This is a genomic window from Paenimyroides baculatum, from assembly GCF_008629655.1.
Lineage (GTDB): Bacteria > Bacteroidota > Bacteroidia > Flavobacteriales > Flavobacteriaceae > Flavobacterium > Flavobacterium baculatum.
Genome location: NZ_VWSG01000007.1, coordinates 41,354 through 62,760, shown reverse-complemented (window position 1 = coordinate 62,760; position 21,407 = coordinate 41,354). Strand labels below are relative to the sequence as shown.

General features: G+C 34.7%; 22 protein-coding genes. 6 read left to right on the top strand and 16 right to left on the bottom strand.

All coding sequences use genetic code 11. The features are described 5' to 3' along the window. The first annotated feature begins 7 nt into the window (after nucleotides 1-7). The 4 genes from F0460_RS10295 (at nucleotide 8) to F0460_RS10280 (ending at nucleotide 3,421) form a co-directional block, all read left to right on the top strand. Complete coding sequence (locus tag F0460_RS10295) at nucleotides 8-1,555, top strand: acyl-CoA carboxylase subunit beta (protein WP_150012901.1); 1,548 nt, start codon at nucleotides 8-10, stop codon at nucleotides 1,553-1,555. Between the two features lie 85 nt (nucleotides 1,556-1,640). After that, complete coding sequence (locus F0460_RS10290; protein WP_150012899.1) at nucleotides 1,641-2,405, top strand: hypothetical protein; 765 nt, start codon at nucleotides 1,641-1,643, stop codon at nucleotides 2,403-2,405. Between the two features lie 231 nt (nucleotides 2,406-2,636). Beyond that, nucleotides 2,637-3,137, top strand: a complete 501-nt coding sequence (locus F0460_RS10285) for an FKBP-type peptidyl-prolyl cis-trans isomerase (RefSeq protein WP_150012897.1) — start codon at nucleotides 2,637-2,639, stop codon at nucleotides 3,135-3,137. Nucleotides 3,138-3,187: 50 nt separating this feature from the next. After that, nucleotides 3,188-3,421 carry a VF530 family protein gene (locus tag F0460_RS10280; protein WP_150012895.1) on the top strand — a complete coding sequence of 78 codons (234 nt, stop codon included), beginning with the start codon at nucleotides 3,188-3,190 and terminating at the stop codon, nucleotides 3,419-3,421. 151 nt (nucleotides 3,422-3,572) lie between these two features. Here F0460_RS10280 and F0460_RS10275 read toward each other — a convergent pair whose 3' ends face one another. Together F0460_RS10275 and F0460_RS10270 are read right to left on the bottom strand one after the other, a co-directional pair. Next, on the bottom strand, nucleotides 3,573-4,541 hold the full coding sequence (locus tag F0460_RS10275; RefSeq protein WP_150012893.1) for a glycosyltransferase family protein: 969 nt from the start codon (nucleotides 4,539-4,541) through the stop codon (nucleotides 3,573-3,575). Beyond that, nucleotides 4,538-5,362: a UDP-2,3-diacylglucosamine diphosphatase gene (locus tag F0460_RS10270; RefSeq protein ID WP_150012891.1), complete on the bottom strand. Its 825-nt coding sequence runs from the start codon at nucleotides 5,360-5,362 to the stop codon at nucleotides 4,538-4,540. The genes F0460_RS10275 and F0460_RS10270 overlap by 4 nt, the downstream gene beginning before the upstream one ends. Nucleotides 5,363-5,423: 61 nt before the next feature. Here F0460_RS10270 and F0460_RS10265 point away from each other — a divergent pair, with 61 nt between their 5' ends. Further along, nucleotides 5,424-6,239 carry a hypothetical protein gene (locus tag F0460_RS10265; protein ID WP_150012889.1) on the top strand — a complete coding sequence of 272 codons (816 nt, stop codon included), beginning with the start codon at nucleotides 5,424-5,426 and terminating at the stop codon, nucleotides 6,237-6,239. Here the strand turns inward: F0460_RS10265 and F0460_RS10260 are convergent, their stop codons facing one another. The 14 genes from F0460_RS10260 to F0460_RS10200 form a co-directional block, all read right to left on the bottom strand. Beyond that, a complete protein-coding gene (locus F0460_RS10260; protein WP_150012887.1) occupies nucleotides 6,240-9,278 on the bottom strand; it encodes an SbcC/MukB-like Walker B domain-containing protein in 3,039 nt (1,012 codons plus the stop codon). A gap of 3 nt (nucleotides 9,279-9,281) precedes the next feature. Further along, on the bottom strand, nucleotides 9,282-10,496 hold the full coding sequence (locus tag F0460_RS10255) for a metallophosphoesterase family protein (RefSeq protein ID WP_150012885.1): 1,215 nt from the start codon (nucleotides 10,494-10,496) through the stop codon (nucleotides 9,282-9,284). A 1-nt stretch (nucleotide 10,497) separates the two neighbouring features. Then, complete coding sequence (locus tag F0460_RS16190; protein ID WP_190304133.1) at nucleotides 10,498-10,656, bottom strand: hypothetical protein; 159 nt, start codon at nucleotides 10,654-10,656, stop codon at nucleotides 10,498-10,500. Nucleotides 10,657-10,682: 26 nt separating this feature from the next. Beyond that, a complete protein-coding gene (locus F0460_RS10250) occupies nucleotides 10,683-11,066 on the bottom strand; it encodes a YchJ family protein (protein WP_150012883.1) in 384 nt (127 codons plus the stop codon). A 72-nt stretch (nucleotides 11,067-11,138) separates the two neighbouring features. After that, nucleotides 11,139-11,564 carry a hypothetical protein gene (locus tag F0460_RS10245; RefSeq protein ID WP_150012881.1) on the bottom strand — a complete coding sequence of 142 codons (426 nt, stop codon included), beginning with the start codon at nucleotides 11,562-11,564 and terminating at the stop codon, nucleotides 11,139-11,141. Nucleotides 11,565-11,673: 109 nt separating this feature from the next. Then, nucleotides 11,674-12,081, bottom strand: coding sequence for a DUF2059 domain-containing protein (locus F0460_RS10240; RefSeq protein ID WP_190304132.1), 408 nt, complete (start codon nucleotides 12,079-12,081; stop codon nucleotides 11,674-11,676). 10 nt (nucleotides 12,082-12,091) lie between these two features. Next, on the bottom strand, nucleotides 12,092-13,612 hold the full coding sequence (gene amaB / locus F0460_RS10235) for an L-piperidine-6-carboxylate dehydrogenase (protein ID WP_150012877.1): 1,521 nt from the start codon (nucleotides 13,610-13,612) through the stop codon (nucleotides 12,092-12,094). Between the two features lie 62 nt (nucleotides 13,613-13,674). Beyond that, nucleotides 13,675-14,208, bottom strand: coding sequence for a 3-hydroxyanthranilate 3,4-dioxygenase (locus F0460_RS10230; protein ID WP_150012875.1), 534 nt, complete (start codon nucleotides 14,206-14,208; stop codon nucleotides 13,675-13,677). 2 nt (nucleotides 14,209-14,210) lie between these two features. After that, nucleotides 14,211-15,503, bottom strand: a complete 1,293-nt coding sequence (locus tag F0460_RS10225) for a murein hydrolase activator EnvC family protein (RefSeq protein WP_150012873.1) — start codon at nucleotides 15,501-15,503, stop codon at nucleotides 14,211-14,213. A gap of 25 nt (nucleotides 15,504-15,528) precedes the next feature. Further along, nucleotides 15,529-16,344: a DUF4292 domain-containing protein gene (locus F0460_RS10220; RefSeq protein ID WP_150012871.1), complete on the bottom strand. Its 816-nt coding sequence runs from the start codon at nucleotides 16,342-16,344 to the stop codon at nucleotides 15,529-15,531. Between the two features lie 58 nt (nucleotides 16,345-16,402). Further along, nucleotides 16,403-17,413, bottom strand: coding sequence for a sugar phosphate nucleotidyltransferase (locus F0460_RS10215; protein ID WP_150012869.1), 1,011 nt, complete (start codon nucleotides 17,411-17,413; stop codon nucleotides 16,403-16,405). Nucleotides 17,414-17,429: 16 nt separating this feature from the next. After that, nucleotides 17,430-17,864, bottom strand: a complete 435-nt coding sequence (dut, locus tag F0460_RS10210; protein WP_150012867.1) for a dUTP diphosphatase — start codon at nucleotides 17,862-17,864, stop codon at nucleotides 17,430-17,432. Then, nucleotides 17,861-19,330: an oligosaccharide flippase family protein gene (locus tag F0460_RS10205; protein WP_150012865.1), complete on the bottom strand. Its 1,470-nt coding sequence runs from the start codon at nucleotides 19,328-19,330 to the stop codon at nucleotides 17,861-17,863. The genes dut and F0460_RS10205 overlap by 4 nt, the downstream gene beginning before the upstream one ends. A gap of 5 nt (nucleotides 19,331-19,335) precedes the next feature. After that, nucleotides 19,336-20,091, bottom strand: a complete 756-nt coding sequence (locus F0460_RS10200; RefSeq protein WP_150012863.1) for a DUF3298 and DUF4163 domain-containing protein — start codon at nucleotides 20,089-20,091, stop codon at nucleotides 19,336-19,338. Nucleotides 20,092-20,182: 91 nt separating this feature from the next. Between F0460_RS10200 and F0460_RS10195 the strand changes: the two genes are divergently transcribed. Continuing rightward, nucleotides 20,183-21,325, top strand: coding sequence for a cystathionine gamma-synthase (locus F0460_RS10195; RefSeq protein WP_150012861.1), 1,143 nt, complete (start codon nucleotides 20,183-20,185; stop codon nucleotides 21,323-21,325). The last annotated feature ends 82 nt before the right edge of the window (nucleotides 21,326-21,407 follow it).

The window sequence follows — 21,407 nt, the reverse complement described above, 5'->3', positions numbered from 1 at the left end:
AAAGAAAATGGAATCAAATACAAAATTCGATATTTTAAATAAAAAATTAGCCGAAGCCCAATTAGGCGGTGGCGAAAAGCGTATTGCAGCGCAACATGCAAAAAAGAAATTAACGGCTCGTGAACGTATCGAATATTTTTTCGATGAAGGATCGTTCGAAGAAATCGGTGCTTTTGTAACACACCGTACCAAAGATTTCGGTTTAGATAAAGAACATTATTTAGGTGATGGTGTAATCACAGGTTACGGAACAGTAAACGGACGTTTAGTGTATGCTTTTGCACAGGATTTTACCGTTTTTGGTGGAGCTTTGTCTGAAACGCATGCCGAAAAAATCTGTAAAGTAATGGACATGGCGTTGAAAGTAGGTGCACCAATGATCGGACTAAACGATTCAGGTGGAGCGCGTATTCAAGAAGGTGTTCGTTCGTTAGGTGGTTATGCCGATATTTTCTTTAGAAATGTACAGTCATCAGGCGTTATTCCTCAAATTTCAGCAATCATGGGACCATGTGCAGGTGGAGCAGTTTATTCGCCGGCAATGACCGATTTTACTATGATGGTTGAAGGATCTTCATATATGTTCGTTACCGGACCTAATGTTGTTAAAACCGTTACCAATGAAACCGTTTCGGCAGAAGAATTGGGTGGAGCATCAACGCATTCAACAAAATCAGGAGTTGCACATACAACTTCGGCTAACGATATTGAGTGTTTAGAAGATGTAAAACGCTTGTTAAGCTACATTCCGCAAAATAATCAGGAAGTTGTTGAAGACTTACCTTTTGAATTTGGCGATGAAATCCGCGATCAGTTAAACAATATTGTGCCAGATAATGCCAACAAGCCTTATGATATGCACGATGTAATCAACAATGTGATCGACGAAGATTCGTTCTACGAAATTCATAAAAATTATGCCGAAAATATTATTGTAGGATTTGCACGTATCGGCGGAAAATCGGTTGGTATCGTAGCAAACAATCCAATGTTTTTGGCAGGATGTTTAGATGTGAATTCATCAATAAAATCAGCTCGATTTGTGCGTTTTTGTGATGCTTTCAACATTCCGTTATTAGTTTTGGTTGATGTACCTGGATTTTTACCGGGAACCGATCAGGAATGGAACGGAATCATTGTGCACGGTGCAAAATTATTGTATGCGTTGTCTGAAGCTACTGTGCCAAAAGTGACCGTAATTACGCGTAAAGCCTATGGTGGTGCGTACGATGTAATGAACTCTAAACACATTGGTGCCGATATGAATTTTGCGTGGCCAGGAGCTGAAATTGCAGTAATGGGAGCAAAAGGAGCATCGGAAATTATCTTTAAACGCGAAATCGCCGAAGCAGCAGATCCAGCAGCCAAATTAGCAGAAAAAGAAGCAGAATATGCTGAAAAATTCGCTAATCCGTATCGTGCAGCACAACGTGGTTTTATTGATGAAGTTATTTTTCCGCAAGATACACGTCGCAAATTAATCAAAGCATTTAAAATGCTCGAAAATAAAGAAGTAGCAACACCAAACCGTAAACACGGAAACATTCCGTTGTAGTCTGTTAAAACTTAGATACTAGATTTTAGATATTAGAACCTGCAAGGTCCGCTTGACCTTGTGGGTTTTTTGTTATATTGCAGATATGAAAAATATGCTATTTCTATTAATTTTCTTTTTCAGTTATACTGGATTCTCTCAGTGTAATGAAAAGTTACTGAGCGGTACTTTTGAAAATATTAAATACATTTTAAAATGCCCAACGTATTCTTATAATCAAGAATCGAAAAACTTCAGTTACATTAAACATCCTTTCGAAAAAGGCAATATAGAAATGGTTAAACATGATTATATCAAAATTGACTCAATAGTTAAAAATATAATTTTAAAGGAGGCGTCTGCTTATTTTAAAGAGAAATTAATATTCCAAAGTTTTGAAAAAGTGTATAAAGATAGTCTCGATAATTTCAAAAACAATGCTCTAAAAAGAGATTTAGATAAATGTAAAGTAAAATACTCAATATATTATTATTTTGAACCTATTGAGAATGTAAAATATTGTATCGGTTATGCTTTTGATGAGAGTCTGAATTGGATAAAAGAAGACAAAGTGAGTTACCTTGTTCCTTACGACGATGAATATGGAAAAATAATTGAATATCCAATTTATGAAAATGTAAAGCCTTTTGAAAATATATCAATATGTTCATTAAAAGAACTAGGAAAGCACTATTTAAATAATGATGTTGAAAATTTAGAATTGATTTTTTTAAAAGAGTCATTTTATTGGAAAATGAATGAACTAAAACTACAATATAGAGGAGAAAATATTGTGAAAAGTGTATTGATAAACCCAAATGATTTACAAGATTACCTTATTAAAGACGCTAACACATATGTTGAATTTTAACACAGCACAACACGCCTCGCTGTGCAAAGTCACTCAACTTTTACCCGCTACGCAAAGTCTCCCGACTTTGAGCAACTGAAGATGAATTATGAGTAGCCCAAAATCAATCGCCAGCAACACAAAACATGTCATAAAGTCATATTAACGACTTAATTATACGCCATAAAAGGTATAAAAGCAACGCGGAACAATTGTTGATTTTATTCGGAAAACAAAGAAATATACAAAAAAATGACAATAGAAAACAACCACGTAGTTACGGTAAACTACAAACTTCATACTATTGAAGCAAACGGAGAAAAAGTATTTGTTGAAGAAACTACAACAGAAAATCCCCTAACATATTTACACGGTGTAGGTATGATGATTCCTAAATTCGAAGACGAAATGAATGGTTTAACAGCGGGCGATAAAAAATCGTTCACTATTTTACCAGAAGAAGGTTACGGAACAATCGATCCTAGTGCTGTGGCACAACTGCCTTTAGATATGTTCAGCGAATCGGGCTTGCCGCCAGTTGGTGCTATGTTACCGTTGACTGATGATCAGGGAAATCAGTTTCGTGCGGTTGTTGTTGAAGTAAACGACAATGCAGTTGTTGCCGATTTAAATCACCCAATGGCTGGTAAAAAATTAAATTTCGATGTAGAAGTTATAGCTGCACGTCCGGCTACCGAAGAAGAATTGTCTCACGGACACGCGCATGGTATCGACGGTACTGAAACACATTAATTTATAAACGAAACCGACTTTCAATTGAGAGTCGGTTTTTTATTAGTATTATGACAAACAACAATCCTTTACACGGAATGACGCTTCAAAAAATGCTCGAAGAAATGGTAGAGTTTTTTGAAGGCTGGGAAACAATGGGCAAAGAAATTCCTATTAATTGTTTTACAAAAGATCCAAGCATAAAATCATCGTTGACTTTTTTGCGCAAAACACCATGGGCTCGCGAAAAAGTTGAACATTTATATATTAAAATTTATCCGCATTTAAAGAAAAACAAGCTGTAATAAATGAATTGAAACGAGCTTTAGCTCGTTTTGTAAAAAGCAAAAAGAATAGGCTTCAGCCAAAAATTCATTGAGATGTGGCTAAAGCCAACTTTGTTTTAATAGAAGCATCGGGCTAAAGCCCGGCACTATTTAATAAATTTTGCACAAATTAAGTATTTAAAACCTTTTCAATCAAAAGGTCGGTTTCATCTTTAAACGAAATATCCACAATATCGTTGCTGTATAACCAGCTTTTTAATTTATCAACTTTTAAATCTTCGCTTCCGGTTACGCCCAGTTCTTTCAATGCCAAATAATTGCAGTATTGCTCAAACTGCCCTTTTATCGGCACTACATAAAGCATTTTTTTAAGATGCAACACTTCGGCAGGAAACTCAAAACCTGCCCCGCATAAAACGCCTTTTGTTGTTGCCAGATACGATGTAAACAACTGTTCATCAATAGGAAAAAAAGTACAGTTCCCCTGCTTTTTGGATGTTTTGCTGAAAGGCGAAAAAACGATCCAATCAACATTTTTAATTTGCGAAAGTACTTTATACAACTCGTCGTTATGAAAACTTGGAAGATAAACCAGAATGTAATCTTCTTTTTCGCAGTTTAAATTTTTGATAGAACTACGAATGATCGGATGGAAAATATTGTCATCATATTTCGTAAAATGAAACCCAAACGAATTTTGAATAGGCGCGTACTTCTTTAAAATAAGCTTACTTAAATGAAAATCTTTCTGCGGTTTTGGCGCTTTATCATGTAAAACCGCTGCCTGATGGCTTAATCCGATGATTTTTTTGTTTCGATACTTGGCAGCATATGCCGTAACAGGTTCAAAATCGTTAATAATTAAATCGTATTGTTGAATGGGAACATTTTGTACCGATCTTAAAAACTGCACAAACGAATTTTTTTTGATGATTTTCTTGTAGTTCAAGCCGCCTTTTTTAGAATAGAACAACGAAATTCCTTTGTTCTGCACGGCGTTTCCTTTAAACGGCAACTGTGAATTCTGACCCGAAATAAATACATCTACTTCGGCATATTCTTTTAATTTGGGTACTAAAACGTTGGCGCGCGCAATGTGTCCGTTGCCGGTTGCTTGTAATGCGTATAAAATTTTCATTTAAAAAAAACTTCAATTTCTTTGTATTGATCGGGAGTTTGTTGTGGTTTTTGATCGATCTGATTCATTAAATCAATCAACAAATCGTTTTCGTAATAATAAATTTCCCACGAACCGTTGTTGTATTCCAAAGCTGTTAAATTTTCGATCCAATCGCCGGAATTCAAATACAAACAACTTCCTTTTGCAGTAGAAACTTCTCTTTTTTGCGGTTGATGAATGTGCCCGCAGATCACGTAATCAAACTTATTTTCTATAGCCAGTTCAGAAGCAGTTTCTTCAAAATCGCCAATAAACTTAACGGCTTTTTTAATGTTGTTCTTTATTTTTTTGCTGAAGGAATATTTCTCGCGACCCATTTTAGCTAAAATCCAGTTTGAAAGGTTGTTCAAACGGATCAAATAATCATAACCAATGCCGCCTAATTTCGCGATCCATTTAGAATGCTGAACAGACGAATCGAAAACATCGCCATGAAAAACCCAGGCTTTCTTTCCGTTTAATTCAAAAATATGCTTGTCTAACAGTTGAATCTTTCCAAAAGTCATAGGCGAAAATTTCCGCAGAAACTCGTCATGATTGCCTGTAAGATAAATTACCTGACAGTTTGTTAGCGACAGATTCAGAATGTATTTGATGATTTCGAGATGACTTTCAGGAAAATAACTTTTCTTAAATTGCCAGATATCGATAAAATCGCCGTTTAAAATCAATATTTTTGGATCGATCGATCGTAAATAATTCAGTAACTCTTTGGCTTTGCAACCGTAAGTTCCCAAATGTGTATCTGAAATTACCGCTACTTCAACGCTTCTCTTCATAATTAAACAGAATTTTACCGAAGATACCGCTGTGCTGTAAACTTATGGTTTTTAAAAAGTTATGTTTAGAACAACAAAACCGCTTACATTTGTAGAAAATATCGATATGAAAAATTATATTTTATGTTTTGTACTACTTTGGCAGTTTGTTGGAAATGCACAAAACAGATTCACGCAGATTTTACCCGAAACCGAATATATTTCTGCCGGAAACGAGTTAAAAGAGTTTAACAATTACGATTTTTCGCCTGTGATTTTAGGTTTGCAAATGAACAATGTTTTTGGAACAATTGGCAGCAGTTACAAACGCATTCACGTAAAAATAACCGATGTTGAAAAAGATCAAACCAATCCGGATTTGTATCATGTAAAAGGAAAATCGAAAGTTGGCAACAATATTGAAAGTTTTGCAGGAACTATTAAATTGCAAACCATTAAACAGATAAAAGATCGTGAATTAGATGATACAATGGTAAGTTTACCTACAACTTATCAGGGTATAATTTCGGGTGTTTATGAGTTTAAAGAGCCTACAGATCGGGATCATTCCGGAGTTTTTGAAGGAACTTATCAGGCAATGTTTCAAATTGTAGAAGAGGACAATAAGGTTTATTACAACGATTTGGATTTATACCGCGACAGTTACATAAACAACGTATACCAAGGTTTTTGGACAGATTATCAGACAAAAGAAGCAAAAATTTGCAAATGGGCAGATTTCCGTGTGCCCGATGTTCCTTCCGATTTCGATCTTGGAGCAGGCGAATTCAGTCCCAACGAGAAATACAACAATAAAGGTTGGAAAACCTACAACGATGCCTATTTAAAAAACGATAAAATAGCACTTGATGCAGAAGAAGCCGCTTGGTGGGAATAGTTAAACAACTTTAATTAAACTTCCGTCTTCATCGGTTTTAGTGATTTGCAAAGCAACGGGAATACGCTCTTTTAGTTCTTCAACGTGCGATATAATTCCAACAATACGGTTTTCTTTGTGCAGGTTGTTCAGCGTTTCAAACACAATATTAACCGATTCGGCATCTTGCGTTCCAAAACCTTCATCAATAAAGAAAAAGTTTTTGCTTGCAATGCTGTTTGTCTGTACACTTTCTGCCAACGCCAACGCCAAACTTAACGAAACTTGAAACGATTGTCCGCCCGAAAGCGTTTTTACACTGCGCGTTCTGCCTTCGTTTAAATAATCGATCACTTCAAAATCATTTGCCTCGTTAACCTGCAAACTCAACTGGTTTCGCGTCATTTTTCGGAAACGCACATTGGCATTTTCGCACAATTGTTTAAGATAAATCGACGATACATATTGAACAAAACCAGCACCTTTAAACAAATTGCTCATTGTTTTCAGGTTTTCTGCTCTTTTTTTAAGCTGATCCAAAGCTGTCAATAATTCTTTTTTCTGATTGAAAGCTTCTGTTAAACGAGTGATTTCTGCGTTGGTTTTAGTAACGTTCTCGGTTGCGATTTTTAATTCAATTTCTGCAGTTTCAAAATCTTTTTCGTACTGATAATAAGTAGCTTCATTGAAAAATTCGTCTTTAAGTTTTGTTTCTAGATTTTGGATTTCATTATTCAACGTTTTGTAAGCAACCGTAAATTCTTCAATTTCTTTTCGAACAACTTCCACATTTAGGTTTAAATGCAGTATTTTGACAACTTTTTGTTTGTTTTCGATATTTTGATCGGTCAGATTTTTGTTGAAAAGATCATTTAAATCTTCCAGATTTTTATTTAGATCGAACAATTGTTTTTCTATTGATATAATCGATGCTTTTTGAACCTGAATTTGAGTATTTAACTGATTATATTGCTGATTATACAGACTAAAATCAGTTTCAGTTTTTTGATTGAATACTTTTAAATCATTTAATTTTTGTTCGATTTCTTCAACAGAAAAATTATTAAAATCTGCGAAATCAAGAACTTTCAAATTACTTAAATTTTGATTGATTTGCGCTTGCTTTTCGGCTTCATTTAACTTCAATTCCGCTAATTTATTTCGACATTTTAAGAGTAATTCCTGCTGATTTTCTAATTGAGATCTTTGATCTGAAATGAATTTATTTTTAGTTTCGATTTGTTTGGTTAAATCAAACGATACTTGTTTTTTCTGTTGAAAATCTTCAAAATTATCTGCCTTAAAATCTGTCCAAATAAAACCGATATTATGCTGAATCATTTGATTTCTTAAATCTTCTAAACGCATATCTTCGTTAGAAAATTGTTCTTCAAGCATCGTTAACTTCTGAATTTTCTGTCGATTTTTATTAGCTAATTCAACTGACTCATTCTGTTTTACATCAACTAAATCTATTTCGTTTTGAATTTCGTTTAAATTCGATGCTACGTCATTTAAAGTCAAAATTTCAGGATGTTCTAAAGATCCACAAAGCGGACAAGCCTCGCCGTTATGCAGGTTGTGTGCAAAATGAGCCAATTCCTGCTGAACCTGAAAAGATTGCAATTTTGCAGTTAATTCCTTCTTTTGTTGTGAAAAAGTATCGTTCAAAACTTTTACATCTTCTTCAAAAGTCGAAATTTTAATGTTATCACTGATTAATTCGTTTTCAATAAGCTGAATTTCATTTTTTAACTGATTATTTTTCTGTTCTTGCAGATTCCAATCTTTCTCCAAATGCTGTTTTTTGCTGAACCAATTCTCAACATTTATTAAAACAGTGGTTTCTATCTGGTTTTTCGCAAGATTGTTTATTTCAATTTCGGTTTCTTTTATGGTTTGCTGCAGTTGATTAACAACTTGCTCTATTTCACGGACTTTAATTTCGCCGTTAGAAGTTCTATTTTTTAACTCAACAACATCAATTGTAAACTGAAGTATTTTAGCAATAAAATCTAAATCGTTTTCCTGCAAACGTTTGTTTGGCAAATCATCAAAATAAGGTTTTATTTCGTTAATTGCAGCTTCAATCTTAAGTAATTCAGCTTCCGACTGTTGTAAAAGTGTTTTATGGTTTGTTAATTGATTGGTTTTTTCTTGAACTTCAACTTCATATTTTTTACTGTCAACCAACAACTGATTAAAGGTTTTGTAAACACGTTCGTAAATTTCTAACTCCGATTTTTTACGATCAATTGCAGGTTTTTGATGGTTGAATTCTGTAAACTGATTTCTTTTACTTTGTAACGATTCAAAATCGGTTTTTATACTTTTTAAATGCTGTAGTTTTTCGTTTGTCGCTTTAAAAACACTCTGTTTTTCGTTTTGGATTAACGTTTCATTATCAAGTTTTTCATTTAAAACTGCAATGTTTTCTTCGGAAACTTCCTTATAACCCCACAATTTTCCTTCCAACTGATTTAATTCTGTCAGGTTTTTACTATTTAAAACCGAAACTTTATCAGACAGATCAAACCGATGCAGTTTAAAAACTTCCTTCATCATTTCGGTTCGTTCTTTCGCTCCCAATTCGATAAATTCTTTAAATCTGCCTTGCGGAATAATGATGGTTCGTTTAAAATTAACATAACTCAACCCTACAATTTCTTGTGCATTGCCGTGATTCAACGGAACCCAATCGTTATTTATCCATTTATAAAAAACAACAGTTGGCGTTTTAATATCATCAAACCGTTTAGAATTTCGTTTAAATTCACGAGTTACACGAAATATTTTGTCTTCGTAATTATAAAAATCGAACGCAATAAAAGCAGTGTCCGATTTTAAATTCATCATGTTGTATGCGCGCTTGTCCTTTGAATTTAATCGTTCGGTTTCGCCGTACAACGCAAAAGTAATGGCTTCTAAAATAGAGGATTTGCCCGAACCAACAGAACCAAAAATACCGAATAAACCTGCATTTATCAGGTTTTCAAAATCAATCGTTTGTCTTTTTTGATAAGAATACAAACCTTCTATTGTGAGTTTAATTGGGATCATAAATTAGTTTTCGTGATTATTTAAAACTTCGTTAAACAAATCAATTAATTCATTGTTTGGTTCTTGCTGGGCGTTTTTAGATTTAAAATAATCTTTAAACAGGTCTTTTATATCCTGATTCAAATTGATTTCCGTTGCTGAAATTTCATTTAAATCACTACTTTTTATTTTCGGAATTAAATGCACAATGCCCGAATGTGCCTGAAAAATGGCTTTTCGCTCATCGGTGGTTAAAAAAGTATCGGTTTCCATAGTCAATTCTACCAAGGTATCCGGATTTTCCAATAGCCAGTTTACTGCATCACCAACTAGTTGAAAGGTCTTACGAACTAACGCTTTTCCTTTGGTAAGATTTATTTTGGTAAAGATTACAGCTTGATTTGGCTGAGAATTTATGATGGAAACATATTTGGTTTGACCAGCTTCGCCAAAACTGTAACATAAAGGCGATGACGAATACACAACCGGCTTTTCGATTGTGCTAATGTTGTTAAACGCGTGCAAATGACCAAGTGCAGTATATTGAATTTGCGGCGGAATACAATCGGAATAAACCATATCTGCATTGCCAATTTTAATGAGTTTTTCGCCTTCGGGTTCTTCTAAAAGTGATGTTCCCCGCTTGTTCATGTATAAATGTGAAATTAGCAGATTTACACCTCTATCGTCACAAAATTCATCGGCAATTTTTGTCCATTGTTCTTTTAAAACATTGTTTAGTTGCTCTTCTTTTTCTTCGCCAAAATACTGTTTTAAACGAATTTCGTTTGCATAAGCAGTATGAATGATTCTAATTGGGAAATCAATATTTTTAATATTTATTTCGATAAAACCTTCAGTAGATTTTTCTATTTTAAAATGATCTAATTCAAACAAATGTATCTTTTCGTTTGGATAACCAATTAAAATAATTCCGCATTCACGTGCTAACGGATCGGGTGCATTGATACGATCGGGTGAATCATGATTACCGGCAATGGCAATTACAGGTCGCTGTGCATTATTTGTAAGGCGTTTTAATGTTTTGTAGAACAAATCAACCGCTTCAACAGCAGGATTAAAAGCATCGAACAAATCGCCTGCAATTAAAACCAAATCTACCTTTTCGCGATCGGCAATTTCCACGATTTCGTTCATTACATCAATCTGTTCTTCAAATCGTGAAAAACCATCTAAACGTTTTCCTAAATGCCAATCGGCTGTATGTAGAATTTTCATGTTATTCTTGTTGTAAATCTTGGTTATTTTGCTGGTTGAATTGTTGCTGGATCTGTTTTAATTTTTCCTTTCGAAGTGCCTCGGCATTGCTTGCTTTATTCTTTTTCTGATCAACCTTTTTCTTGTGTGCCAGTCGGTTGGTTTCGTTCCTTCTTCCCATATCAAATATACATTGAAGTTAAGACATTAATTGTCGTTTAGAAATTCGCCCGAAACATAATACCAGCGATCGTTCATTTTTTGAAACACCGATAATTCGTGATGCAGTTGCTCGTTTTGATCTTGATCGATATAATATGCCTTAAATTCTACTTGATTTATGGTTGGAACATTAACGATTTCTAACTTTATCCATTGATTGATTTCGCCCCATTCCTGAAGTTCTTCTTTAGTATGAAATTTACGTTTTGCCGGTAAGGTTGTGTTCATTAAATAGTCGCCGTTTGGAATAGCGAAGGCTGAAAAGCGCGAACGCATCAAGGCTTCGGCAGTTGGAGCATATTTTTCTTTAGTATGATAAGGTTCACAGCATTCTGCGTATAATTTATTGGAAGAGCACGGACAATTCATTGTTTAATGTTTTTTCAAAAATACGCATAAAAAAAGAGGCGTAAATGCCTCTCTTTATCTTTTTTGTATTGATTATTCTTGTGCTTGCTGTAATACTTCTGCACTTGCATATTTCATAACCAAACCTTGCATAGTCATGTTTACTTCGTTGCTTAAAGCACCTGCTTTTTGCTCAAATGTAGCTTTATCTTTAGGTTCAATTACATCTAATTCTTTAGTGTCTGCAAACTTTTTATTAACTGCTTTTAAATCTGCAGCATTGTAACTTTCATCAATTAGTTTTGAGAAATCTGTTACAAAGCCATTCACTAATGCATCGAATTCTTTATTAAAATCAGCAACTTTTGAAGTATCAATCATTGGTAAAATTTGTTCTTTTACGCCATCAATATTGGTTTTCATTCCCATATTATCAACGAACGTTTTAGCATCTTGTGTTTGAGCGAAACCCGTTTGCACTGCAAAGATCATGATTGCGCCGTAAATAAACTTTTTCATAATTTTTTATTTAAAATAGACATCTAAATTACAATTATTTTTCATTTTAATGTTATTGATTAACATTATTACAACAAAAATCGAGGTTTATTAAACCTCGATTTTATAATTATTGCATGTACTTCATTATGATTGGTTGCAATTCAGACATTCCCCACGATTGACCAATTTGAAGTAAATCTTTGGTAATTTTAGGAGTAGTTTCTTGAATTTTCTTTCCAACAGGTGAATTGTAAAATTCATTCATTTTCTTGATATCTTCATGCGTGTAGAATTTCATTAATGATTCTGCCATCTTATCGTATAAACTTGGCAATTTTTCTTGAAGTTCTTTATTAAATGCCGTACGATCTTCAGCAGACATTTGATCTAAAAGAGGTTCTAAAACTGTTGTCATTTGTGATGCTGAACCTGATAATTTAATGTAATTTACTACATCCTTCTTAAAATCTGCTGATTGTGCCGATACAAACTGTACCGATAACAACATTGTTGCAGCTATAAATAAATTTTTCATGTGCTGTATTTTATAAATTAAAGTTAATTCCTTGTGCCAATGGCAATTCAGTACCGTAATTAATGGTGTTTGTTTGACGGCGCATATACACTTTCCAAGCATCAGAACCAGATTCACGTCCGCCGCCTGTTTCTTTTTCACCACCAAAAGCTCCACCAATTTCTGCACCCGATGTACCAATGTTCACGTTTGCAATACCACAGTCAGATCCAGCTTGCGATAAAAACAATTCTGCTTCACGTAAATTATTTGTAAAAATTGCCGAAGATAATCCTTGCGGAACATTATTCTGCATATCAATAGCTTCTTCAATTGTACTGTATTTCATTACATATAAAATTGGTGCAAAAGTTTCTTCCTGAACAATTTCGAAATCGTTTTTAGCTTCAATAATACATGGTTTTACGTAACAACCACTTTCGTAACCAGCACCTTCAACTACACCTCCATCAACAACTATTTTACCGCCTTCGGTTTTTGCTTTTTCAATTGCTTTTAAATAATCTTCAACAGCTTTTGTATCGATAAGCGGACCAACGTGATTTGCAGCGTCCAATGGATCGCCAATTCTCAACTGTCCGTAAGCATTTTTCAATGTTTCAATTGTTTTGTCGTACACACTTTCATGCACAATTAAACGACGGGTTGATGTACAACGTTGACCGGCAGTTCCTACTGCTCCGAAAACTGCACCAACCAATACCATACTTAAATCTGAATGTTCTGATACAATAATGGCGTTGTTTCCACCCAATTCTAAAATAGTTTTCCCAAAACGTTCTGCAACTGTTTTTGATACGTGACGACCAATACGTGTTGATCCTGTAAAAGAAACCAACGGTACGCGTTTGTCGTTGTTCATTAAATCTCCCGAAGCATTTCCTGTAACTAAACAGCTAACACCTTCTGGTACATTGTTTTTTTCGAATACTTTAGAAATGATATTTTGACATGCAATAGCACATAATGGTGTTTTTGAACTTGGTTTCCAAACACAAACATCACCACAAACCCAAGCCAAAGCAGCATTCCAAGCCCAGACAGCTACCGGGAAGTTAAATGCAGAAATAATTCCTACAATTCCAAGCGGATGATACTGCTCATACATGCGGTGCATTGGTCGTTCTGAATGCATTGTTAAACCGTATAACTGGCGAGATAAACCTACCGCGAAGTCACAGATATCGATCATTTCCTGAACCTCTCCTAAACCTTCTTGTAAGCTTTTACCCATTTCGTACGAAACCAATTTACCTAAAGCATCTTTGTTTTCGCGTAATGCATCACCAACCTGACGTACAATTTCGCCACGTTTTGGTGCAGGGACTAATCTCCATTCTTTAAAAGCTTTTTCGGCAGTACTCATTACTTTTTCGTAATCACTGTTTGATGATGTTTGAACCGTACCGATTAACGAACCGTTTACCGGTGTGTATGATGAAATCTCTGATCCGTTTGCAAACCACTGTGTTCCTGTTGATGAACCCAGGTTTGTATTGTTTAAGCCTAATTGCGATAAAATTGTTTTCATTGCTTTTTTATGATAATATTTTGTTTTTATATATTTTTTGTAAGATGCTGAAATTGTATAAATTAACCAATAAAGCGATTGTCTGCTTCCATAACCGTTCCGCATTTTTTGCAGGTACGCAAATCTTCCGAAGAATAGAAATGTCTAAAATGAGGCAGAAAATCGGTTTCGATATTTTCTAACGGAAAATATACTTCGTATAGTTTCTCGTTACAGTTTTCGCAGAACCAAAGCAATCCATCTTTAGCATCAGCATTAGCGCGTTTCATTTCAACAACCAAGCCAACCGATCCTTCTGTTCTAATTGGCGAATGCGGTGTTTGAGCTGGTAAAAGAAATACATCGCCAGCATTCAACTGCATTACTTCCTTACCATTTTCGGTTTGAACTGCTACTGAAATACTTCCTTCTAACTGAAAAAAGAACTCGTCGGTTTCGTTGTAATGATAATCTTTACGGGCATTTGGTCCGCCTACAACCATTACAATAAAATCGCCCGATTCCGTGTAAATATTCTTGTTGCCAACAGGCGGTTTTAGTAACCCTCTGTTTTCATCGATCCAATTTTTTAAATTAAAAGGTTTCTTCATTTCCATAATTATTTAGCGCTTAACCACGATTGCGGGTTGTTGTAATCACTGTTTTTGGTAATAAGGAATTTTAAAACCGATACACCTTCAAAATTGGTTCCAACGGTTCCAATTTTTTGTTTGGTTGATACTTTTTGTCCTTTTGATACACTTACCGATGCCAGATTTTGATACACCGAAATATATTCTCCATGACGAATGAATACCGTGCGCGAATTTCCGATTACCTGAACCTGTGAAACTTCACCCTCAAATACACTGCGAACAGTAGATCCTTTTTCGGTGCTGATTTCAATTCCGTGGTTTTCGTATTCAATATCGTATTCCGGATGTTTAACCGTTCCGTAACGCGATGAAATATATCCTTTTTCAACCGGCCAAGGCAAACGTCCGCGATTATTGCTAAAACTTGTTGCCAAAGCTTTTTCTTCAGGCGTCATATCAAATTTACCGGCAGCGCTTGTTGTTGTAACCGTTGGTTTTGATGTTGTTTTGGTACCCGATTTTGCGTTTCTAGCTTCCTCTTCGCGTTTTCTTCGCGCTTCTTCTTCACGACGCTTACGGTTTTCTTCTTCAATTATCTTTTTAATAATCGCTTTAATCTGCTGGTCGATCTTTTTGGTTTCCTGCTGTTTGGTCTTAATTTGAGAGCTGAATTTTTTGCTGTCTTTTTTAACCAAGCTCATTAATTCGGTTTGTTTGCCTTTTTCAACCTCTAATTCTTTACGCTGGCTTTGTTGATCGTTTTCAACCTTTTGCTGTTTGTTTTTCTGCGATTCCATGTGGGCAGAAATGCGTTCTAATTCTTCAAATTTTGATCGAATTTCATCACCTTGAGATTTACGGTATTTCGCATATTGCTTAATATACTGCATACGTTTGTAGGCTTGCAAGAAGTTGTTACTCGATAAAATGAACATAATTCTGTTTTGTTCCGATCGAGATTTGTACGATTTTACGATGGTTTTAGCATAATCATCTTTTAAAACACCTAATTCGCGTCTTAATTTGTTTGATGCCAGTGTGTTTACGTAAATATCGTTAGATAAAGTTCGTATCTGTTTTTGCGAATTATTGATTAATTCGGTTTGAAGTTTTATTTTCTTGTTTTGCTCGTTTAATTCTGCCAAAATATTGCGTTCCTGCTTTTTATTGGTGTTAAGCAAGGTTTGAAATTCTTTGATTTCTTTTAAAATCTCGGCTTTACGCTCTTCCAGCTTACGTTGTTGTGCTTCGTAATCTTGTTGCGCGAATGTATTAACGGAAAATAATAATAGTATGATTGATAAAATGCGATGCATTACTTTGAATTTTGTTCAAAAATAACTAAATTTTTATTGCTTTGGAACCACTTGGTATTTTATATTTAAAATCAACTGATTGATTTACCGAAACTTTTTTGTAATCGATCCTGATTTGTACATCGTCTTTGCGCATTGCGTGAATTTTTATTTCTTTAGGGAGATAGATGTTCTCGCTTGACTGATACGACGGATATTGAATAACCAGTTTATCGGCAACGTTATCTTCGGTAACTTCTGTTGATGACACCTGATTTTTAGATCCTAAAACCAAACGCATTAAGAATTGGTTCAGTCTTAACTCTAATTCATTGCTTTTTATTTTTTGATAATCGTTGGTGTTTAAATCGTAAAAAGCCTTACCTAACAACAAGTTTTCAACGTTTTCGTAAGTTACTTCGGTTCCTAAAAAGTCTTTAATAAATTTATAGTTGCCATCGTAATGTGTACCGTTCACAATTTCGTAATAGCTTGCTCGTTCTGGAGTTAAATAAACCTTGGCACCTGTAATTCCGAACATTTTTACAGAAATTAAGATCTGCTTGTTTTTTTCTATTTTGATATCCGCTCGTGGCGACTGATCCATGTTTTTATCTTTATAATCAACATCGGCAGTAATGCTTAACGTATTAAAATCGTTAAACAAGGCATAATGATTAATGGCGATTTCGGTAACAGCTTTCTTATTTGCTTTTTTTGAAGTGTTTTCGGGTTTTGGTTCTACGATAATAGTTTCTGCAGTATTTTCGGTTTGATTTTCCGGCGCAGACGTATTTTTCTTTGACGATTTACAGGAAACCGCAAAAAGAGCAATACTTAATATGATAAAAAATTGTTTCATTCTTGAAATTAAAACTATAAAGAAACAAAAAAATCCGCGAACACGGATTTTTTTATGATTATTCTAACACACTGTAATCGCCTATACTTATGTTGGTAAACTTACCGTTAAAGCTTGCAAAATTACCAATCATTGCATTGTCTAAATCGGCATTTTTTACGGTGGCGTTGGTTTGTATCAGACTGTTTTTAATCGTAGCGTTTTCAACTTTAGAATTATCGCCCAAAGAAACATTTGGCCCCACCGTTGCGTTTTTAAGCACTACATTCTCGCCAATATAACACGGCGGGATAATGGTAGAATTTTCTAAAACAGCTGTTGATGCTACAAGGTTTTCATTATCGATATGTAAAAAGTTCAACATACGGTTATTGGTATCAACCGTTACGTTTTTGTTTCCGCAATCCATCCATTCATCAACTTTACCCGGAACAAAACGCAAACCTTTCTGTTTCATGTTTTCCAACGCATCGGTTAACTGATACTCGCCGCCTTTTTCAATTTTATTATCTAAAAGATATTCTAATTCGCTTCGTAAATTTTCGGCAGATTTAAAGAAATAAATTCCAATAATTGCTAAATCAGAAACAAATTCTGTCGGTTTTTCAACAAAATCAACAATCTCGTTTTTATCGTTCAATTGAACTACTCCAAACGCCGATGGATCTTCTACAGCTTTAACCCAGATAACAGAATCGGCTGAAGCATCTAATGTAAAATCGGCACGGAACAAAGTATCAGCATAAGCAACCACAATTGGTCCTTGCATACTTTCTTTAGCACACAAAATGGCATGCGCTGTTCCCAATGCTTCGTTTTGATAACAAATAGTTCCTTTACCTCCCAATTTTTCTGCAATAGCAACTAAATCTTTCTCTACGTTTTTACCGAAACTTTCGTGAATAATGAATGCAATTTCATCGATTGGTTGATTAATTACTTTAGCAATATCTTCTACCAAACGGTGAACGATCGGTTTACCTGCAATTGGAATTAATGGTTTTGGAGTTGTTAATGTATGTGGACGCAAGCGTGAACCACGACCTGCCATTGGTACGATTATTTTCATTTTCTTTTTTCTGATTTTATTTTACACCGGTGCTGCCAAATCCGCCTGCACCGCGTTCTGTTGTTGATAATTCTTCTGCTTCAACCCATTCGGCACGTTCGTGCTTTGCAATCACCATTTGTGCAATGCGTTCGCCGTTTTCTACCACAAAGGTTTCTTTTGATAAGTTAGCTAAAATAACACCGACTTCGCCACGGTAATCAGCATCGATTGTTCCGGGTGAATTTAAACAGGTGATTCCTTTTTTTAATGCCAAACCACTGCGCGGACGCACTTGTGCTTCGTAACCAATTGGCAATTCCATGAACAAACCTGTTGGTATCAATGCACGCTCCATAGGCTCGATAACGATTGGCTGTGTTAGGTTTGCACGCAGATCCATACCTGCCGAAGCAATAGTTTCGTAGCTTGGCAAAGCATGTTGCGATTTGTTGATAATATTTATTTTCATTTTTTTAAAACAGATTTTAATATGCGTTGAATCATTACTTTTTCGTTGTAATAAATCAATGCTACGAATATAAGAATGAATGTTATTCCAACGAAATAATTCTCTCTGAAATTGTAAAAGTATCCAAAAGAAAACAAAACGGCAGTTCCTAAATAAAGCGCAATTGCTTTTTTATCATAAGGAATTGGATACGATTTTTGCCCCAACACAAACGAAATAAGCATCATTGTTGCATACGCTGCTAATGTTGTTATGGCAGATCCGATTAAACCGATTTTTGGAATTAAGATGTAATTTAAAACTACTGTTACAATTGCTCCGAAAACCGAAATATATGCTCCGATTTTTGTTTTGTCTTGAATTTTGTACCAAACTGATAAATTAGTGTAAATACCCAACATAAGGTTTGCTAAAATAATGTATGGAACAATTTCCATTGCAATCCAATACTTTTGTTCGGGTATATAAAATGGTTTAATAAAATCGGCAAGAACTACAATGATCAACATAGCCAAGCTTCCAAAAATAATAAAGTATTTTGTTATTGTAGCATATTTTACAGGTGCATCATCGTTTTTGGCATAACTAAAAAAGAAAGGTTCAATTCCCATAGAATAGGCTGTTCTAAATAAAACCATAAAAACACCAATTTTATAGATGGCACCATAACTTGCCAAACCAAGCCCTTTAAAACTTTCGGGCAGTAATTCTTTTAAAAAAACTTTATCAAATGTTTCATTCACTACAAAAGCCAAACCTGCAATCATTACCGGAAAACTGTAGATAATCATATCCTTCCATAAAACTTTATTGAATTTTGGATTTAAATTTCGATAATAGTTAGAAAGCAGTATTAAAACTAAAGCACTTGCGATTAAGTTTGAAATAAACAGATAACCTACTTCAAAATGAGGAATAAAATAATTTGATATTTCACTTGCCGGATTTTGCTCTAAATAAGTAGGAATTAAATATAATAAAACAATTGAAATACCTGCGTTAACAGCAACATTCAAAATTTTTAAAAAGCTGTATTTTATCGGTCGTTGCTGGGCTCTTAATACTGCAAACGGAATTACAACCAAGGTATCTAAAACCAAAATCCAGATAAGAAAACTAACAACAATTGGCGGAATTCCAAAGTAAGCATCTATAATATCTTTAAAAAGATAAATCCCTCCTAAAAAAATAGCACAAACGGCAATTAAAAACCACAAAGTGTTATTAATAACCTCGTTTTTATTTTCTTGTTTGTTATAAAAGCGAAAAAAAGCCGTTTCCATTCCAAAAGAAAGTACCACATTGAAAAACATCATCCACGAAAAAATTAACGTGTAGTCTGAATATGCTCCAACAGGCAGCCATTTAGTATGAAACGGTGTCATGAAAAAACCAATCATTTTAGGAACAACCGTAGCTATTCCGTAGATTAAAGTGGTTTTAAACAGATTTTTATAAACGCTCAAAATAATTAATTTTTAAAGTAAAGTGGGTTTAAAAAACGTTCTACTTGTTGTTTAGGCAGTTTTATTATGGTTGATCCTTGTACATACGGCGCAATTTCGTACGTATTGTAATATAAAATCCATTCGTTTGTGGTTTCGTAAAAGTTTTCGGGCAATTTAAACTGATTTTTTTCAAAAGTAAATCCGGCATCGTTCAAACTGCTTGAAATATTCAATTGCTTTTTAAATTCGGTTTCTGCATACTGTTTAAATCCTTCAAAATTGATGAACAGATCTTTGGTCGGAATGGTATCTCCCGTTGATAAATCAAACAAAAAAACCTTTGAAGCCTGCATTCCGTGTGCACCGCCCGTAAAAATATAATAATCCCAAACTACCTGATAAACTTTAGGCGATACCTCTTTATGGTTTACCTTAAAATTGGCTTCCCAAGCAACAGCATGATCCGGATAGGTTCTGTAAACTTCGTTATAATTATGAATAAAATTTAATGCCAGTGTATCGTACGAACTGGTTTTTTTATCGTTTTGAAGAGCTACAATGCTTTGAACAAACTTAAAAAAACGATTGTTCATAGATTTTGAAACCGCGTCGTTACCCGATACAAATGGAATTTCAAAATGAACATACGTGCAATTGCCCGCCGTACAGTCCAAATCCGATTTAAGATCGTAGGTTTTAGTAGTAATCTGCAACGGAATTTCCTTCTTACAGCTTACAAAACCTACTGATAAACAAATAAATAGTAAATATTTTATCATTAAAAACAGTGCCTCTAATTTTAAGCAAATCTATAAATTTTAGTCGGTTTTAAGTGGTATCTTTGCTCATATTTTTTAAAGTCTAAAAATTATGAAATTCAACACCAAAGTTATACACGGCGGGCAGCATCACGACCCATCGACAGGTGCGGTAATGCCGCCGGTTTATCATACATCAACCTTTGCACAAACAAGTCCGGGCGTCCATACTGGATACGAATACAGCCGTGCCGACAATCCTACACGTACTGCTTTAGAGCATGCTTTAGAAAGTATTGAAAACGGCGCGCGCGGTTTGGCATTTTCGTCTGGTTTGGCTGCCATTGATTGCGTTATGCGCTTGTTGAAACCGAACGATGAAGTAATTGCGATGGACGATTTATATGGTGGAACGTATAGATTATTTACTCGATTTTATCAGGATTTAGGTATTAAGTTTCATTTTATCGATATGAACGATTTAGAGTTGTTTCAATCGAAGATTAACGATAAAACTAAATTAGTTTGGATTGAAACACCAACAAATCCGTTAATGAAACTGGCAGATATCGAAGCGATTGCAACCATTACCAAAAAGCACAATTTATTATTTGCGGTTGATAATACATTTGCAACTCCGTATTTACAAAAACCGTTAGATTTGGGTGCTGATATCGTTATGCATTCTGCTACAAAATATTTAGGCGGACATTCAGATGTCATTGCCGGAGCCTTGATTATTAAAGACGAAGAATTAGGAAAACAACTTCATTTTACACAATTTGCAACGGGTGCAACTTTGGGACCGCAAGAATGTTTCTTGGTTTTGCGCGGAATTAAAACCTTGCATTTACGTGTGGAACGTCATTGTTTTAATGGACAAAAAGTAGCGGAGTTTTTAGAGCAACATCCGCTAATTGATAAAGTGTTGTATCCTGGTTTGGCATCGCATCCGCAACATGATTTGGCTAAAAAGCAAATGCCTAAAGGTTTTGGCGGAATGGTTTCACTTACGTTTAAATCGGGTACAAAAGCCGATGCTATTTCGTTTTTAGAGAAATTAAAAGTGTTTACTTTGGCAGAATCGTTAGGTGGAGTTGAATCGTTAGCGAATCATCCGGCGTTGATGACACATGCATCAATCCCAGCTGAAAAACGTGCAGAAATCGGCGTTACCGACGATATGGTGCGTTTAAGCGTTGGTGTAGAAGATATTGAAGATTTAATTGCCGATATTGAACAGGCGTTGAAATAAAAACAAACAGAATAAAAAGTCATTTCTTTAGAAATGACTTTTTTAATTTCATAGCGTTACATATCTCAATTTATACTATTTT

Bases quoted from the DNA above. Each gene is read 5' to 3' on its own strand.
- F0460_RS10295 (WP_150012901.1), top strand. From the start codon at position 8: ATGGAATCAAATACAAAATTCGATATTTTAAATAAAAAATTAGCCGAA.
- F0460_RS10290 (WP_150012899.1), top strand. From the start codon at position 1,641: ATGAAAAATATGCTATTTCTATTAATTTTCTTTTTCAGTTATACTGGA.
- F0460_RS10285 (WP_150012897.1), top strand. From the start codon at position 2,637: ATGACAATAGAAAACAACCACGTAGTTACGGTAAACTACAAACTTCAT.
- F0460_RS10280 (WP_150012895.1), top strand. From the start codon at position 3,188: ATGACAAACAACAATCCTTTACACGGAATGACGCTTCAAAAAATGCTC.
- F0460_RS10275 (WP_150012893.1), bottom strand. From the start codon at position 4,541: ATGAAAATTTTATACGCATTACAAGCAACCGGCAACGGACACATTGCG.
- F0460_RS10270 (WP_150012891.1), bottom strand. From the start codon at position 5,362: ATGAAGAGAAGCGTTGAAGTAGCGGTAATTTCAGATACACATTTGGGA.
- F0460_RS10265 (WP_150012889.1), top strand. From the start codon at position 5,424: ATGTTTAGAACAACAAAACCGCTTACATTTGTAGAAAATATCGATATG.
- F0460_RS10260 (WP_150012887.1), bottom strand. From the start codon at position 9,278: ATGATCCCAATTAAACTCACAATAGAAGGTTTGTATTCTTATCAAAAA.
- F0460_RS10255 (WP_150012885.1), bottom strand. From the start codon at position 10,496: ATGAAAATTCTACATACAGCCGATTGGCATTTAGGAAAACGTTTAGAT.
- F0460_RS16190 (WP_190304133.1), bottom strand. From the start codon at position 10,656: ATGGGAAGAAGGAACGAAACCAACCGACTGGCACACAAGAAAAAGGTT.
- F0460_RS10250 (WP_150012883.1), bottom strand. From the start codon at position 11,066: ATGAATTGTCCGTGCTCTTCCAATAAATTATACGCAGAATGCTGTGAA.
- F0460_RS10245 (WP_150012881.1), bottom strand. From the start codon at position 11,564: ATGAAAAAGTTTATTTACGGCGCAATCATGATCTTTGCAGTGCAAACG.
- F0460_RS10240 (WP_190304132.1), bottom strand. From the start codon at position 12,081: ATGAAAAATTTATTTATAGCTGCAACAATGTTGTTATCGGTACAGTTT.
- amaB (WP_150012877.1), bottom strand. From the start codon at position 13,612: ATGAAAACAATTTTATCGCAATTAGGCTTAAACAATACAAACCTGGGT.
- F0460_RS10230 (WP_150012875.1), bottom strand. From the start codon at position 14,208: ATGGAAATGAAGAAACCTTTTAATTTAAAAAATTGGATCGATGAAAAC.
- F0460_RS10225 (WP_150012873.1), bottom strand. From the start codon at position 15,503: ATGCATCGCATTTTATCAATCATACTATTATTATTTTCCGTTAATACA.
- F0460_RS10220 (WP_150012871.1), bottom strand. From the start codon at position 16,344: ATGAAACAATTTTTTATCATATTAAGTATTGCTCTTTTTGCGGTTTCC.
- F0460_RS10215 (WP_150012869.1), bottom strand. From the start codon at position 17,413: ATGAAAATAATCGTACCAATGGCAGGTCGTGGTTCACGCTTGCGTCCA.
- dut (WP_150012867.1), bottom strand. From the start codon at position 17,864: ATGAAAATAAATATTATCAACAAATCGCAACATGCTTTGCCAAGCTAC.
- F0460_RS10200 (WP_150012863.1), bottom strand. From the start codon at position 20,091: ATGATAAAATATTTACTATTTATTTGTTTATCAGTAGGTTTTGTAAGC.
- F0460_RS10195 (WP_150012861.1), top strand. From the start codon at position 20,183: ATGAAATTCAACACCAAAGTTATACACGGCGGGCAGCATCACGACCCA.